Below are 13,394 nucleotides of genomic sequence, written 5' to 3'. Positions count from 1 at the left end.
AACTCCCAGACTGGTCCCCATGGACGAGGGGATGACCATCGCGCAGGTAGCGCAGCGTACCGGCCTCTCCGCCCACACGCTGCGCTACTACGAACGCGCCGGCCTCATGCTGGAGCCGCCGCCCCGCGGCGACAACGGCCACCGGCGCTACACCGAGCGGGACGCCGACTGGATCGCGCTGCTCACCCGTCTGCGGGCGAGCGGCATGCCCATCGCCGCGATGCGCAGGTACGCCGAACTCGTCCGCAGGGGCCAGAACACCTACGTGGCCCGCAAGGAGCTGCTCGAGGCCCACAGGGCCGACATGATCGCCAAAATCGAGCAGCTCCGAAGCGATCTCGAGATCGTCGACTACAAGATCGATCTCTACAGCCGCAGAATCTTGGGAGAAGAATGAAGCAGCACACGCTCGGCCAGGGCCTCCGCACCTCGGCGCTCGGCCTGGGCTGCATGGGAATGAGCGACTTCTACGGTCCGGGCGACGAGTCCGAGTCGATCAGGACACTGCACCGCGCGCTCGACCTGGGCATCACCCTCCTCGACACCTCCGACGCGTACGGGCCGTTCACCAACGAGAGGCTCGTCGGCAAGGCCGTCGCCGACCGGCGCGACCAGGTGGTGCTGGCGACCAAGTTCGGCATCGAGCGCCTGCCCGACGGCACCCGCGTGGGCGTCAACGGCCGCCCCGACTACGTACGCCGCTGCTGCGACGCCTCGCTCGAACGGCTCGGGGTCGACCACATCGACCTGTACTACCAGCACCGCATCGACCCCGGCGTCCCCGTCGAGGAGACCTGGGGCGCCATGAAGGAACTCGTCGAGGCCGGCAAGGTCCGCCACCTCGGCATCTCCGAGGCCGCCCCCGCCACCGTCCGCCGCGCCCACGCCGTCCACCCCGTCACCGCCGGACAGTACGAGTACTCCCTGTTCACCCGGGACATCGAAACCGACCTGCTGCCCACGCTCCGGGAACTCGGCATCGGCCTGGTCGCCTACAGCCCGCTCGGCCGCGGCCTCCTCACCGGTGCGATCACGAACACCGGGGAGCTGTCCGACGACGACTTCCGCCACCACAACCCCCGCTGGCAGGGCGACAACTTCGCCGCCAACCAGGCCCTGGTGGCCAAGGTCGGCGAGATCGCCGCCGCACTCGGCGCGACCCCGGCCCAGGTGGCCCTCGCCTGGGTGCTCAACCGGGGCGGGGACGACGTCGTGCCGATCCCCGGCACCAAGCGGGTCACCCGGCTGGAGGAGAACGCCGCGGCTCTGGAGATCAAGTTCGAGGCAGATCACCTCGACGCGCTCGACTCCCTCGCCGGTCAGGTCGCCGGCGACCGGTACAACCGGCCGGAATGAGCACCGTCAACCACTGACGGACCAGCAGGGCCCGGCACGAACGTCGTGCCGGGCCCTGCTGCTCGTGGAGTGGTGTTTGAAGTTGATCTTGATTTCGGTACTAACCGGGCGCCTTTACAAAGTAGATCAGGAAAGGAACCCGGTCAGCAGGCGGATGATCTCGGCGGGGCGCTCCAGGCTCGGCAGGTGACCCGCCCAGTCGAGTTCGAGCAGCGTCGCGTCCGGCAGCGCCTCCGCCATGTGCCGTCCGCTCTCCCGGAAGTACGGCAGGTCGTGGCCGCCGGTGACCACCAGCGTGGGCGCGGTGACCACCGTCAGGTCGATCGGTTCCCTGCGCCGCTCGGGCTCGGGGTCGGCGGCCAGTTGCACCTCGAACGCGTGCCGCTGCATCGCCGCCAGCCGCCCCCCTGACCGGCTCGTCCGCCTCGGGCCCCCAACCACGTGCGGACGTTGAGGTCCACCGCTCCCCCGACGTCGCCCGCCTCGATCAGCCGGTCCTCCTCCGCCCCGAACGCCTCGAGATCGGGAGTCGGCGGCAGGCCGCAGCCCGCGTTCAGCAGCACGAGCCGAGAGACGAGATCGGGATGCCCGGTCGCGAGCTCCAGCGCGACCGCCCGCCGTACGACGATCCGACGAGCCCGACCCGGCGCAGCCCGAGCGCCGCGAGCAGGTCCGCGACGTCGCCGGCGTCCGAGTACGGCCCGTCCGCGACGCACGGCGTGCGCCCGTGCCCCCGGAAATCGAGCCGGATGACGCGGAACCGCTCCCCCAGCGGCTCCCACTGGGGATCCCACATGCCCGAGTCGGCGACGCTGGAGTGCAGCAGGACGACGGGCTCGCCGGAGCCCCGTTCCTCGTACCAGACCGTCATCGGGCCTCCAATGCGACGCGGACGCCGAGGGCGACCAGGACCGTCCCCGACACCTGTTCCAGACGGCGGCGGACCCCGGGCCTGCCGAGCACGGCACCGGCCCGGCCGACCAGCCAGATCACCCCGACGTACCAGATCACGTCCACGACCACCCAGGTCACCGCGAGCAGGGTCAGCGTCAGCGGCACGTGCGCGCCCTGCGGCACGAACTGCGGCAGGAACGACATCGCGAACACGGCGGCCTTGGGGTTGGCGCCGCACGTCGCGAGCCCCAGGCCGTACGAGCGGCGCCAGCCGCCCGCACTCCGCGCCTCGCCCCCGTCGTACGGAGCGGACGCGTCGAGGGCCGCCGGGGCGCGCCTGGCCTTCCACAGCGACTGGACGCCCATCACGATCAAGAGCGCCGCGCCCACCGCCTTCATCGCGCCGTACGCGACCTCCGAGGCCAGGACCAGCGCGGACAGACCGAACACGGCGGCCATCGCCCACAGGAAGATGCCGGTTTCGTTGCCGAGGAGAGCGGCCACTCCGGACGAACGCCCAGCTCTGAGCGTCTGCCGCAGGATCACCGCGGTGCTGACCCCCGGGATCATCGCGAGCAAGAGGCAGGAACCAAGAAAAGCAAGCCAGATCACGCGCTCATCGTCCCGGCCGTGCCCGAGCGCCGCAATGCAATTCCTGCCCCGCTGCGCAGGCGACCGGGCGGTGCCGCCGTCAGGGCCGGCCGTTGGCCCGTGGACGCGCTTGCGGCTGGCCGGCGACAGGTCGGCGAGCTCGGCCAGGTAGGCGTGAATGGGCATCGCGGTCAGCTCGGCGCCTACTCGGCAGCGGCTCCGCCCGCATCGCACCGCTGAACGGCGGCAACTTCGTCAGCTTCGGCTCACTACCGCCACTGGTCGTTCGCTTGCTGCTCAAGCCCCGACACCGGCCTGGCCTGCCTCTCCTACGGCCAGGCCCGGCCAGCACTCCGCGGCGACGCCGCTCGCCTGGGGTAGCTGTCAGTACGGTTTGAAGTCGGGGTAGTAAGCCGCGGCTGCGGTGGCGGTGTCGATGTTCCGCGGGAACAGCGCGGCTTCGTAGACGCGGATGGCCGCGTCCATGTCCTCGGGCTGTTCGGCGATGGCGTTGCCGAGCTGGCCGGCGTCGAACAGCGCCCAGTTCGCTCCTTCGCCGTCCGGCGGTGCCAGGTGGGCGGCGTCTCCGATGAGCGTCACCCCGGGTACATGCTCCCAGCGGTGCCCGATCGGCAGCCCGTACAAGGGGCGGAAAACCGGCGGGATATCGCTGTCCGCGACCAGCGCGACGAGCTCCGGCGCCCACCCCTCGAACATCGCCGCGATCGTACGGGCGGCCGCAGGGCCGTCGTTGAAATCGATCCCATCGAACCAGTCGAGCGGCTGGTCGAACATGGCGTAGGAGTGCAGGGTGTCCGCGCGCTCGCGTTGCACGCCGAGACCGATGCGGGCGACTTCGTCGTAGGCGGTCATCGACCCGCCGCCGACCAGCGCCAGGGTGGCAGGGTGCCGGGTGTCGCTCTCATACAGGTACGTCTCGACCATCGAGCGTCCGGCGTAGGCGGGCGTGGCATCAGACAGCAGCGGCCGGACCTTCGACCAGGCACCGTCGGCACCGACGAGGATGTCGGTGACAATCGTCGATCCGTTGGCGAAGGTCACTTCGTGACGACCGTCCTGGAGGGTCCGGACATTCTGAGTCTTGTGGCCCCAGACGACCGTATCCGCAGGGAGGGATTCCAGCAGCAACTGTCGGAGCTCGCCACGCTGCACCTCGGGGCGGCCTGCGGCGGGGTCGTCGGGCTGGTCCGCCAGGATGGTGCCGTCAGGTGCCACGTCGCGGGACGCCTGGCGACCTTCGAGGATGATGGATCGGAAGCCGTCCATCAGGTCGGCGGCACGGATTCCGTGCTGTCCGTTGTAGTCGTGGATGTCGAGCATGCCGCCTTGGCCGCGGGCCTGCGCAGACGCCTCCGCCTCGTACACCGTGGACGGGATTCCGTGAACCGCCAGGGTTCGGGCCAGCGTCAGTCCCGCAAGACCGGCGCCGATGATCGTGATCTGAGTCATGCATGCGTTCCTTACTGCTCTTGGATGAACCGGCGGTCCTGCCCGCAAGGGCTCCCGGCCACCGCGCGGAACAAGTGGAGTAACAGGGGCCGGGTCAGGGGAAGCTGGGCGGCTCGATCCGGGATGCGAGCTGCTCCAAGAGGTCGTGGAGCAGCGCCCGCCCTTCGGCGCCCAGCGGCGCGAGGATCGACTCCTCGACGCGGTCCATGGCCTCTTCAAAACCCTGGATCAGCTCGGAGCCCGCTGGGGTGACATGCACCCGGCGGCTGCGCGTGTCACCCTCCTGCGTCCGGCGTTCCACGAGTCCGCGCCGCTCCAGCCCGGCCAGGAGCCGCGAGACGCCCGGCGCACTGGTACGCGTGGCCCGGGCGACGTCACGCTGGATGGCATCCGGGTTCTTTGACAGGTACGCCAACACGGCGCTCTGCTCGTGGGTGAGGCCGCGTTCCCGTATCCAGTCATCGGCGATGCGCCGCTGCCCCCACACAACCCACCGCATCAGCTCCAACGTGCTCTCCTTCATAGTTAACATGCTAACTGTTGCATAGTTAACAATCAAATCGGGATACCTCTCACACTGGTGTCCGGCCTCTCCGTGGGCGCGAGGACCTCGGTGACCTCGGCGATGGCTTCGGCATCGGGCTTGACGTAGCGCATAGCGGTGCGGGGGTTCTTGTGCTGGGTTTCGCCCCTGATGAGCTGCAGGGGATTTCGGCCTCGCCGAGGTGGGTGACGGCGCTGTGGCGCAGCTGGTGCAAGTCGAGGCCGTCGTAGGTGTCCAGGAGGACGCGGGCGCGGTCGTAGCCAAGGCGGGCGCGGCCGGTGTGCGGGCAGGGTCGGCCGGTGGCGTACGCCCGTCACGCTGGTCACTGGGATGGACCGGCGACCGCGGTGTCCAACTCCAGATGGCGGTTCATGTCGAGCTCGAAGCGGCCGTACAGGTTCAGATGCGACCAGAACAGGGCGGTCAGCCCCCGCCGATCGACCGCGCTCAGCTGCTTCTTCCAAGCAGGATCGCGCAACACCATCTGGATCCCGACGTTCGTGCCCAGCCCGTACAGGCAGAGCAGCAACCGCCGCTGCAGCACCGCCTCCTCGATGACGGCCCTTGGGGAGTATCAGCGGGCTCTACGTTCCTCGGCATGCCTGTTGAGTACCTCTCTGCTGAGCAAGAGGCCCGCTACGGGCGGTTCGCCACGGAGCCCTCCCCCGGCGAGCTGGAACAGTTCTTCCGCCTGGACACCAAGGCCCTGGGTCTGGCGCGGGCGAAGCGTCGTCCTGCGACCCGGTTAGGTTGGGCGGTGCGGTGGGGCACGGTGCGGATGCTTGGCACGTTCCTGACCGAGGACCCCACGGCGGTCCCGGCCTGCGTGGTGCGGTTCGTCGCCGAGCAGCTCGGCATCGATGACGAGCACTTCGCTGAGTACGGGGCGCGCTCGCAGACGGCATACGAGCACGCGTGGGAGATCCGTGACGAGTACGGCTATCGCGAGTTCGCCGCGGGCGAGGCGGGGCTGCGGGAGTTCCTGGCGGCGCGGGTGTGGACCTCGCTGGAGGGCCGCGCGCGTTGTTCGACCGGGCGGTGGTGTGGCTGGTGAACAACCGGGTTTTGCTGCCCGGGGTCACGACGCTGGCCCGGATGGTAGCTGCGGTCCGCCTGGAGGTGACCCGGCAGACCGCCACCCTGCTGGCGACCGTGCGGCACCTGGAGACCGCGACGGTCGACGACGCGCTCGACCTGCTGCACGCGCTGATGGCCACCAAGCTGCTGGCGAAGGCCGAGCGGATGGGCAACGACGCCAAGCTCAAAGCCTTGCCGCAGTTGCGGAAGGCCGCGAAGAAGGTCGCCGCGGCAGTCGACGTACTCATGACGACGCCGCCCGCGACCGACACCGGCGAACTCGTCTCCGTGCTGGATGCGTGGTCGGGTCCCGGACAGCGACGGGGACGACGACGCGGAATGTCGGGCCGAACTGGTCGCCCGCTACGGCACCGCGCGCGGCTTCATCCGCCTCCTGGTCGAGGTCATCGACTTCGGCGCGGTCGAGGCCGGCGCCCCGATTGTGAAAAGCGCTCAAGGGACTGCCGGACCTGATCGGCCGCAAGAAGGTCGGCGCCGAGGAAGTCGCCTCCGACCTGGTGACCGGCTCCTGGCGGCGGCTGGTCTTCGCCAACCCAACCTGCCACACCGCCTGGTCGACAAGGCCGCCTACTCGTTCTGCGTCCTGGAGCACCTGCACCGCTCCCTGCGCCGGAGGGACGTGTTCGCCAAGCACGGCGACCGCTGGGGCGACCCCCGCGCCAAGCTGCTGGCCGGGGAGAAGCGGACGGCCGCCGAGCCGAAGGTGCTCACCGCGCTCGGCCTGGAGAGCGAACCGGCCGGACATCTCGCCGAACTCGCCTCCGCCCTGCACGCCGCGTACGTCCATGTCGCCGCCGGGCTGCCGGGCAACACCGCGCTGGAGGTCGTGGGCGGCAAGCTGAAGCTTGCCAAGCTCGGCAAGGCCGAGGAGCCCAAGCTCATGCCACCGTTCCGCCAGCTGGTCAACGGCATGCCGCCGAAGGTCGACTTCCCCGAACTGCTGCTGGAGGTCGCCGAACTGACCGGCATGGCGGACTCATTCACGCACATCTCCGGAGCCGACTCCGGCATGGAGGGCTTCACCACAAGCCTGTGCGCCGTGCTGCTGAGTGAGGCGTTCAACGTCGGGATGACCCCGGTCATCAAGCCGGACGTCCCGGCGCTCACCCGGGGCCGTCTGGTCCAGGTCGATCAGGGCTACTTCCGGGCGGAGAACATCTCAGCGGCGAACGGGAGGTTCATCGAGGCACAGGCGAAGATTGATGTCGTGCGGGCCTGGGGCGGCGGCCTGGTTGCCTCCGCTGACGGTGTCCGCTTTACCGTCCCCGTGCAGAACCTGTACGCGGGTTCGAATCCCCGGTACTTCGGCCTGCGGTACAAGGGCGCCACCTGGCTGAACGTGGTCAACGACCATGTGATGGGGCTGGGCGGGGTGGTCGTGCCGGGTACGCTGCGCGACTCTCTGTTCATTCTGGACGCGATCCACGCGCGCGACGGCGGTCCGAAGCCGGAGACCGTATGCCCGGCTGTGGCGCACGAACACCACGGCCGACTACGGGCCGCTCCAGCCGGTCTCGAACCACACCATCCGCCTGGACCGGATACGCGCCCACTGGGGCGACATGCTCCGCGTGGCCGGGTCGCTCACCCTGGGGGAGATCCGCGGCCACGACCTGATCCGCATGCTCTCCCGCGACGGCAAGCCCACCGGGCTCGGCGACGCATTCGCCCACTACGGGCGGATCTTCAAGACCCTGCACCTGCTCCAGTTCGTCTCCGACGAGGCGTACCGGCGGATGATCGGTGCCCAGCTCAACGTCACCGAGGCCCGCCACCGCCTCGCCCGGAAGATCTTCTTCGGTCAGCGCGGCGAACTGCGCCAGCACTACCGCGAGGGCATGGAGGACCAGCTCGGCGCGCTCGGCCTGGCGCTGAACGCCATGGTGCTGTTCAACAGCCTCTACATCGACGCCGCCGTCAAGCAGCTCGCGGCCGACGGCTTTCCCGTCACCGACGAGTTGCTCGCCCGGCTGTCCCCGCTCCAGTACGACCACATCAACTTCCTCGGCCGCTATGCCTTCACCCGGCCGCCGGCGCCGGGCCTGCGGTGGCTTGCGCGACCCGTACAGAGACGACGAGACCGACAACGACGAGGACGGATAGCTGCGGGCCCCTTGCTCGGGGTGCCCACCGCATTCATGCCACGTTCTCCTGGCCTGGGAGGCTCCCGTCGTCGGTCGCGGCGGCATGTTCGGCGGGCGCGGTGAGGTGCCTGGTGGCGTCCAGGGTTTCCCGAATGTGCTGGGCGAGGGTGTGCTGGTCGGGGTCGTTGATCCAGCGGTCGAAGGCGACCTTGAACGCGGCGATCCCGATTTCGGCCGCGAGTGCTGCGGTGGTGGAATCCAGACCGCGTTCCCGAAGCGCGTGGGCGAGGGTGGAGACGAGTGAGGCCAGTTTGGCCAGTTCGCGTTCCTGCAGTTCGGGATTGGCGGCGATGACGGCTTGGCGCTGCCGTACCAGTTCGGCGCGTTCTTCGAAGACCGGAGCGGCTTCGGTCAGGGCGTGGGTGATCACCTCCAGTGGCGCCAGAGGGGCGGCGGCGGCGGCCGTGGCGTGCGCGAGGACGTCGGCCAGGGCGTTGGTCTGGAAGAGGACTTCCCGTTTGTCGACGAAGTGCCGGTAGAAGGTGCGTTCGGTGACCTCGGCCCGGGCGGCGATCTCCGCCACGGTGGTGGCCTCGAAGCCCTTGTCGTTGTAGAGCTCCATCGCCGCCTTCTCCAGGCGGCCTCGTGCGTCGGGTTTCCATCGGCTCATGCTCCGATCCTACACACCGATGACAGAATCTGACATCAGAATGATGACAGGGGCTGACATGGGTGCTACGGTGATGTCACGAACTGACATCACGGCTCTCTGCCCCCTGGTCGGGAGCCCGCAGCAGGAAGGCGCACGCCATGCGCGTATTCGTCACCGGAGCCTCCGGACATCTCGGCTCCGCCGTCGTCCCCGAACTCCTCGAAGCGGGACACCAGGTCGTCGGGCTGGCTCGCTCGGACAAGTCCGCCGCCGCGTTGACGGCTGCCGGCGCCCAGGTGCACCGAGGCGATCTCGACGATCTCGACGGCCTCGCCGCGGCCGCCGCCGCGGCCGACGGTGTCATTCACCTGGCCTTCAAGCACGACGCCATGTTCGCCGGCGACTTCGACGGCGCGGTTGCGGCGGATCTGCGCGCCATCGACACGCTCGGGAACGCGCTCGCCGGCACCGGCAAGCCGTTGGTGGCCACGTCGGGAACCGCGCTGTTCGCCTTCGCGGGACTGCAGGGCTTGCTCACCGAGGCCGACGTGCTCGACGCAGGACCGCGGATCGAGGCCGAGAACGCGGTGGTCGCACTTGCCGAGCGCGGCATCCGCTCGTCCGTCGTCCGGCTCCCTCCGACCGTGCACAGCTCGCTCGACCACCACGGCTTCATCCCGACCTTCATCTCCATCGCCCGCTCCAAGGGCGTCTCCGCCTACGTCGGAGACGGGGCCAACCGGTGGCCCGCCGTGCACACGCTGGATGCGGCACGCCTGTACCGGCTGGCGCTGGAATCCGCGCCGGCGGGGTCACGGCTGCACGCCGTCGATGACGAGGGGATCACCTTCCGGCAGATCGCCGAGGGCATCGGCCGCGGGCTGAACCTGCCCGTGGTCAGCATCCCGCCGACCCAGGCCGAGGCCCACTTCGGCTTCCTGAGCGCCCACGCCCAGGCCGACAACCCGTCCTCGAGCACGCTGACCCGGGACCTCCTGGGCTGGAAGCCCGTCCAGCCGGGCCTTGTCGACGACCTCGGCCAGGGCCACTACTTCGATGCCCCCGCGACCACCCCGCGCTGAGGCCCCCTCTTCTCCATCCCGGTCCGGTCACCGCGCCCATCCAGACGGCCCGGCGGAACCGGTCCAAACGACCCGCCATCCCCCTGTACGACCGGCTGCTGCGCAGCCGAGAGGAAACGAACGACATGAACACCAAGAACGCGCACGAGCGGCTCGACCCCGAACTCGCCGAGGTCCTGAAGGCGGTGCCGATGACGGAGGCTGGGGTGTTCGACCTCAGCGACCTGGAGGGCACGCGCGCCGGCGTCCGCGCCTTCGCCGAGGCGATCGCGGCCCAGATACCGGATGAGCCGTCCGTGTCGGTCGAAGAGGTCGCCGTGGTCCGCCCGGACGGATCCACCCTCCCCATCCGGCTGCTGCGGCCCACCGAGGCAGCCGGGCCGCTTCCGGTGCTGCTCTGGTTCCACGGCGGCGGGCAGGTCCTCGGGTACGCGGCCCAGGACGATCCCACCCTCAAGCACCTGGTCCTGGAGGTCGGCTGCATCGTCGCCTCCGTCGACTACCGGCTCGCGCCGGAGGCTCCCGCCCCGGCCGCCGCCGAGGACGGCCTGCTCGCCTATCGCTGGCTTCGCAGTCAGGCAGCCGCGCTCGACATCGACGAGGACCGCGTCGCCCTGGCCGGGCAAAGCGGTGGCGGTGGTATCGCCGCAGCCACCGCGCTCATGATCCGCGACCAGGGCGAGCCGGCGCCGCTGTTCCAGGCGCTGAGCTACCCGATGCTCGATGACCGCAACACCACCGCGTCCAGTCACGAGGTCACCGACATCGGCATCTGGGACCGCGCGACCAACATCCTGGCCTGGAACCTGATCCTCGGGGACCGCGCCGGCTCCGACGAGGTGCCTCCGTACAGCGCACCCGCGCGCGCGACGGACCTCACCGGCCTGCCGCCCACCTTCATCGCGGCCGCCGAACTCGACGTCTTCCGCGACGAGGACCTGAGCTATGCGACGCGGCTCCAGGCCAGCGGTGTGCCCGTCGAACTGCACCTGTACCCCGGCGCCTACCACGCCTGGGACCTCTTCGCCCCCGAAGCCGCGGTCAGTGCCGCGTACGTCCACGCCTGGTACGGATACCTGCGCCGCCAGTTCATTGCCCGTCAGCCCTGAGCGTCCGGTTCGGGCGGTCCGGCCGCGCGGTGACGGCCGGCAGGCCGCCACACGGGCGTGCTGACAGCCGGTAACCCGCCGAGGAAGCCGGCGCCCACTTCGGCTTCCTCGGCGTCGGCCCCATGCTCTGGCCCCACAACCCGACATCGAGCACCCGAACCCGGCCCTCACGAACCGTAACCCCACCAGGTCCGACCTCATCGGCGACCTCGACCAGGGCCACTTCGAGACCTCCCCCACCTCCTGAACCCCGGCCCCGCGCGGCCCGGCACCGGCAGCACCAATTCCGCCGCCCGCTCTCGCCCACATGCAAACCGCGCCCGCGCCCCACCCCTGCTCCGCTTCTGCGAATTTCCCTGAGGAAAACCCCCATGACAACGCCAACGGCCCTACGGCCACACCCCCCGACCACAAGAACCGCCTGGCAGACCGCCCTGCTGCTCCCCGTGCTGTGCGGCGTGCAGTTCATCGACGCCTTCGACGTGGCGGCGATGGGTCCCGCGCTGCCCAAGATCCAGCACGCGCTCGGCATGACGCCGCAGACGCTCCAATGGGTCGTGACCGCCTACATCCTGGGATACGGCGGGTTCCTGCTCCTGTGCGGCCGACTGGCCGACCTGTTCGACCGCAAGCGGCTGCTGCTGGCCGCGCTGGCCGTGTTCGTCCTGGCCAGCGTCGTGGGCGGGCTCGCCACCAGCGCCACCGTGTTGATCGCGGCCCGCCTCGTCAAGGGCATCACCGCTGCCTTCACCGCCCCCGCAGCCCTGTCGATCCTGCTGCACACCTACGACGACGAAGCCAAACGGCACAAGGCCTCGGGGCGTTCCTGTCGATCTCGGCGATCGGTTTCACCGGCGGCCTGGTCCTCGGCGGCCTGGTGGCGGCCGGCACCTGACGGCTGGTCCTGCTCGTGCCGCTGTTCTCGCGCTGGTCCTGCTGATCTTGGCCCCCATGGTCATCCCCCGCCCCGGGGTGCATGCCGAGCGCCAGCGCGTCGACGTACTCGGGGCGCTGACGGTCACCACGGCCCTGATGGCCCTCGTCTACGGCGTCTCCCTGAGCTCCAGCCACGGCTGGAGCAGCAGCCTCACGATCGGCTCCCTCGCGGCGGCCGCCGTTCTCGGTGCCGCCTTCGTCCAGACGCAGCGGGTGCGTCGCTCTCCGCTCGTCCCGCTGGCGATCTTCCGCAGGCCCGGTCTCGCCCGCGGCAACATCACGATCCTCCTGCTCCAGGGCAGCTACATCGCCTGGCAGTTCGTCGCCACGCTCTACCTCCAGAACGCCCACGGCTGGTCGCCCCTCGAAGTAGGGCTCATCTTCGCGCCGGGCGGATTCCTCACCCTGCTGACCGCGCAGCGCTGGGCCGGGCAAGTCATGCGGCGCGGCGCCTGGCCGATCGCGACCGCGGGCATGGTCCTCATGCTCTTCGGCATCCTGTGGACGGAGACGCTCGGATCGCTCGACAGCATCCTGGTCTTCGGCGTCGCCACCATCGTTATGGGGCTGGGCTTCCCCATGAGTTACGTCGGCGCGAACATCAGCGCGATCGCCGGAGCCCGCCCCCAGGAACACGGCCTCGCCTCCGGCCTGTTCATCGCCTCCGCGCAGGTGGGCAGCGGAGTCGTCCTCGGCGTCGTGGCCACCGTCTTCGGCCACGCTGTCCATGCCGACGTGGCGGACTACCGCGCCGGGCTCGCCGTCGCCCTCGCCGCCGCCGTCCTGGCTACTGCGGCCTGCCTGTGGCCTGTTCTGCGCGTCAAGGCGGCCGCCGAGGCAGCGGGCCTGGACAACCCAGGCAGCTACTCCGCGCACTCACTCCGCGCCGGCGGCACGTCGGCCGCAGCCGCCGCCGGCCGTTCCATGCTGGCCATCGCCCGGCATGGCCGCTGGGTCGAGACCTCACCCGTCGTCCACGGGTACGTCCGGGCAGCTGACATGTGGCGCGACAACCCCATGCGCGGGCTCGGGATGTGATTTCCGACGGCTGCACTTTCGGCGTGCCAGCCATAACTACATCACGTAGCTCGCTTTGAAGTCGCCCTGCCCGTTCGTCTCTCCGCCAGAGCACGAAGATTGGAAGGCCTGAAGTCTTCTGCGAAGGATCCTCTCAAGCATTCGGTCAGCCATTCGGCAAGGGTCATGTTTTGCGGCGTCAACACAGAACGATCTACTCTGATCCCTCTTCTGGACCGAGTCGATCTTGTCGCAGGTAGGGACCCATTGGATCCCATATCCACATCGGGCCTGCAGGATCGCGACAGTCCACGAGTGACCAGATCGCGGTCCCCCAATTGTGCAGCCAAACCAAACCGGGAGGGACATAAGGATCCGGGCGAGCATTCCATATTTTATGGTAGAAGGTAATTTCTCTGCTTCGATAGGCGCCTCCCGTGGGCACGCTCAAGATGCCGCGGCCCGGACCAAATCCACCATTGGCCACTTCTAGGTACAGTTGGCGGAGCAATGGAGGCAGGGCGCGGTGCCGATCTAGCCGGCACCCCTGAAAATGGGTTC

Annotated in this window: 15 protein-coding genes and 2 pseudogenes; 10 read left to right on the top strand and 7 right to left on the bottom strand. The window is 69.4% G+C overall.

Annotated features, from left to right (window positions below; genetic code table 11):
- The first annotated feature begins 19 nt into the window (after positions 1-19).
- On the top strand, positions 20-397 hold the full coding sequence (locus B1L11_RS29040) for a MerR family transcriptional regulator (RefSeq protein WP_079318155.1): 378 nt from the start codon (positions 20-22) through the stop codon (positions 395-397).
- Positions 394-1,356 (top strand): aldo/keto reductase, encoded by a 963-nt coding sequence (locus tag B1L11_RS29035; protein WP_079318153.1) that lies wholly within the window; start codon positions 394-396, stop codon positions 1,354-1,356. The genes B1L11_RS29040 and B1L11_RS29035 overlap by 4 nt, the downstream gene beginning before the upstream one ends.
- A 126-nt stretch (positions 1,357-1,482) precedes the next feature.
- Here the strand turns inward: B1L11_RS29035 and B1L11_RS48745 are convergent, their stop codons facing one another.
- The 6 genes from B1L11_RS48745 to B1L11_RS29005 all read right to left on the bottom strand — a co-directional run bounded on the left by B1L11_RS48745 (position 1,483) and on the right by B1L11_RS29005 (position 5,399).
- Positions 1,483-1,746, bottom strand: coding sequence for an alpha/beta fold hydrolase (locus tag B1L11_RS48745; RefSeq protein ID WP_218671380.1), 264 nt, complete (start codon positions 1,744-1,746; stop codon positions 1,483-1,485).
- Positions 1,747-1,909: 163 nt separating this feature from the next.
- A complete protein-coding gene (locus tag B1L11_RS48740; RefSeq protein ID WP_218671379.1) occupies positions 1,910-2,227 on the bottom strand; it encodes an alpha/beta fold hydrolase in 318 nt (105 codons plus the stop codon).
- Complete coding sequence (locus B1L11_RS29025; RefSeq protein ID WP_256862989.1) at positions 2,224-3,027, bottom strand: LysE family translocator; 804 nt, start codon at positions 3,025-3,027, stop codon at positions 2,224-2,226. Before B1L11_RS29025 ends, B1L11_RS48740 begins: the two co-directional genes overlap by 4 nt.
- Positions 3,028-3,225: 198 nt before the next feature.
- Entirely contained in the window at positions 3,226-4,311 is a 1,086-nt protein-coding gene (locus B1L11_RS29020; protein WP_079318151.1) for an NAD(P)/FAD-dependent oxidoreductase, read from the bottom strand.
- Between the two features lie 94 nt (positions 4,312-4,405).
- Positions 4,406-4,834: a MarR family winged helix-turn-helix transcriptional regulator gene (locus B1L11_RS29015; protein ID WP_218671378.1), complete on the bottom strand. Its 429-nt coding sequence runs from the start codon at positions 4,832-4,834 to the stop codon at positions 4,406-4,408.
- A 343-nt stretch (positions 4,835-5,177) separates the two neighbouring features.
- A complete protein-coding gene (locus B1L11_RS29005) occupies positions 5,178-5,399 on the bottom strand; it encodes a hypothetical protein (protein WP_079318147.1) in 222 nt (73 codons plus the stop codon).
- A 54-nt stretch (positions 5,400-5,453) separates the two neighbouring features.
- Between B1L11_RS29005 and B1L11_RS48735 the strand changes: the two genes are divergently transcribed.
- The 4 genes and pseudogenes from B1L11_RS48735 to B1L11_RS48725 all read left to right on the top strand — a co-directional run bounded on the left by B1L11_RS48735 (position 5,454) and on the right by B1L11_RS48725 (position 8,160).
- A complete protein-coding gene (locus B1L11_RS48735) occupies positions 5,454-5,909 on the top strand; it encodes a DUF4158 domain-containing protein (protein ID WP_218671377.1) in 456 nt (151 codons plus the stop codon).
- On the top strand, positions 5,906-6,406 hold the full coding sequence (locus tag B1L11_RS52235) for a hypothetical protein (RefSeq protein ID WP_256862988.1): 501 nt from the start codon (positions 5,906-5,908) through the stop codon (positions 6,404-6,406). Before B1L11_RS48735 ends, B1L11_RS52235 begins: the two co-directional genes overlap by 4 nt.
- 427 nt (positions 6,407-6,833) lie before the next feature.
- Positions 6,834-7,400, top strand: a pseudogene (locus tag B1L11_RS52230) (Tn3 family transposase); the annotation flags it as partial.
- Positions 7,401-7,419: 19 nt separating this feature from the next.
- Positions 7,420-8,160 (top strand): Tn3 family transposase, encoded by a 741-nt coding sequence (locus B1L11_RS48725; RefSeq protein WP_218671386.1) that lies wholly within the window; start codon positions 7,420-7,422, stop codon positions 8,158-8,160.
- Here B1L11_RS48725 and B1L11_RS28995 read toward each other — a convergent pair.
- Positions 8,090-8,707, bottom strand: coding sequence for a TetR/AcrR family transcriptional regulator (locus tag B1L11_RS28995; RefSeq protein WP_079318145.1), 618 nt, complete (start codon positions 8,705-8,707; stop codon positions 8,090-8,092). The two genes, B1L11_RS48725 and B1L11_RS28995, sit on opposite strands and share 71 nt — an antisense overlap.
- 140 nt (positions 8,708-8,847) lie before the next feature.
- On the opposite strand from B1L11_RS28995, the gene B1L11_RS28990 reads away from it, so the two are divergent.
- From B1L11_RS28990 to B1L11_RS28975, 4 genes and pseudogenes are all read left to right on the top strand, one after another.
- Positions 8,848-9,771: an SDR family oxidoreductase gene (locus tag B1L11_RS28990; RefSeq protein ID WP_079318143.1), complete on the top strand. Its 924-nt coding sequence runs from the start codon at positions 8,848-8,850 to the stop codon at positions 9,769-9,771.
- A 125-nt stretch (positions 9,772-9,896) separates the two neighbouring features.
- On the top strand, positions 9,897-10,880 hold the full coding sequence (locus B1L11_RS28985) for an alpha/beta hydrolase (RefSeq protein ID WP_079318129.1): 984 nt from the start codon (positions 9,897-9,899) through the stop codon (positions 10,878-10,880).
- A gap of 122 nt (positions 10,881-11,002) precedes the next feature.
- Positions 11,003-11,638, top strand: a pseudogene (locus tag B1L11_RS55250) (MFS transporter); the annotation flags it as partial.
- Positions 11,639-11,831: 193 nt separating this feature from the next.
- A complete protein-coding gene (locus tag B1L11_RS28975) occupies positions 11,832-12,854 on the top strand; it encodes an MFS transporter (protein ID WP_079318127.1) in 1,023 nt (340 codons plus the stop codon).
- Positions 12,855-13,394: the final 540 nt, after the last annotated feature.

Origin of the sequence: Microbispora sp. GKU 823 (genome assembly GCF_002027145.1) — a bacterium.
In the GTDB taxonomy this organism is placed as follows: Bacteria; Actinomycetota; Actinomycetes; order Streptosporangiales; family Streptosporangiaceae; genus Microbispora; species Microbispora siamensis.
The sequence above is the reverse complement of the archived record's forward strand: the minus strand, read 5'-3'. Positions and strand labels throughout refer to the sequence as shown.

What these genes read in the sequence shown, in the direction of transcription:
- B1L11_RS29040 (WP_079318155.1), top strand. Translation starts at nt 20, where the DNA reads ATGGACGAGGGGATGACCATCGCGCAGGTAGCGCAGCGTACCGGCCTC.
- B1L11_RS29035 (WP_079318153.1), top strand. Translation starts at nt 394, where the DNA reads ATGAAGCAGCACACGCTCGGCCAGGGCCTCCGCACCTCGGCGCTCGGC.
- B1L11_RS48745 (WP_218671380.1), bottom strand. Translation starts at nt 1,746, where the DNA reads ATGCAGCGGCACGCGTTCGAGGTGCAACTGGCCGCCGACCCCGAGCCC.
- B1L11_RS48740 (WP_218671379.1), bottom strand. Translation starts at nt 2,227, where the DNA reads ATGACGGTCTGGTACGAGGAACGGGGCTCCGGCGAGCCCGTCGTCCTG.
- B1L11_RS29025 (WP_256862989.1), bottom strand. Translation starts at nt 3,027, where the DNA reads ATGCCCATTCACGCCTACCTGGCCGAGCTCGCCGACCTGTCGCCGGCC.
- B1L11_RS29020 (WP_079318151.1), bottom strand. Translation starts at nt 4,311, where the DNA reads ATGACTCAGATCACGATCATCGGCGCCGGTCTTGCGGGACTGACGCTG.
- B1L11_RS29015 (WP_218671378.1), bottom strand. Translation starts at nt 4,834, where the DNA reads ATGAAGGAGAGCACGTTGGAGCTGATGCGGTGGGTTGTGTGGGGGCAG.
- B1L11_RS48735 (WP_218671377.1), top strand. Translation starts at nt 5,454, where the DNA reads ATGCCTGTTGAGTACCTCTCTGCTGAGCAAGAGGCCCGCTACGGGCGG.
- B1L11_RS28995 (WP_079318145.1), bottom strand. Translation starts at nt 8,707, where the DNA reads ATGAGCCGATGGAAACCCGACGCACGAGGCCGCCTGGAGAAGGCGGCG.
- B1L11_RS28990 (WP_079318143.1), top strand. Translation starts at nt 8,848, where the DNA reads ATGCGCGTATTCGTCACCGGAGCCTCCGGACATCTCGGCTCCGCCGTC.
- B1L11_RS28985 (WP_079318129.1), top strand. Translation starts at nt 9,897, where the DNA reads ATGAACACCAAGAACGCGCACGAGCGGCTCGACCCCGAACTCGCCGAG.
- B1L11_RS28975 (WP_079318127.1), top strand. Translation starts at nt 11,832, where the DNA reads ATGGTCATCCCCCGCCCCGGGGTGCATGCCGAGCGCCAGCGCGTCGAC.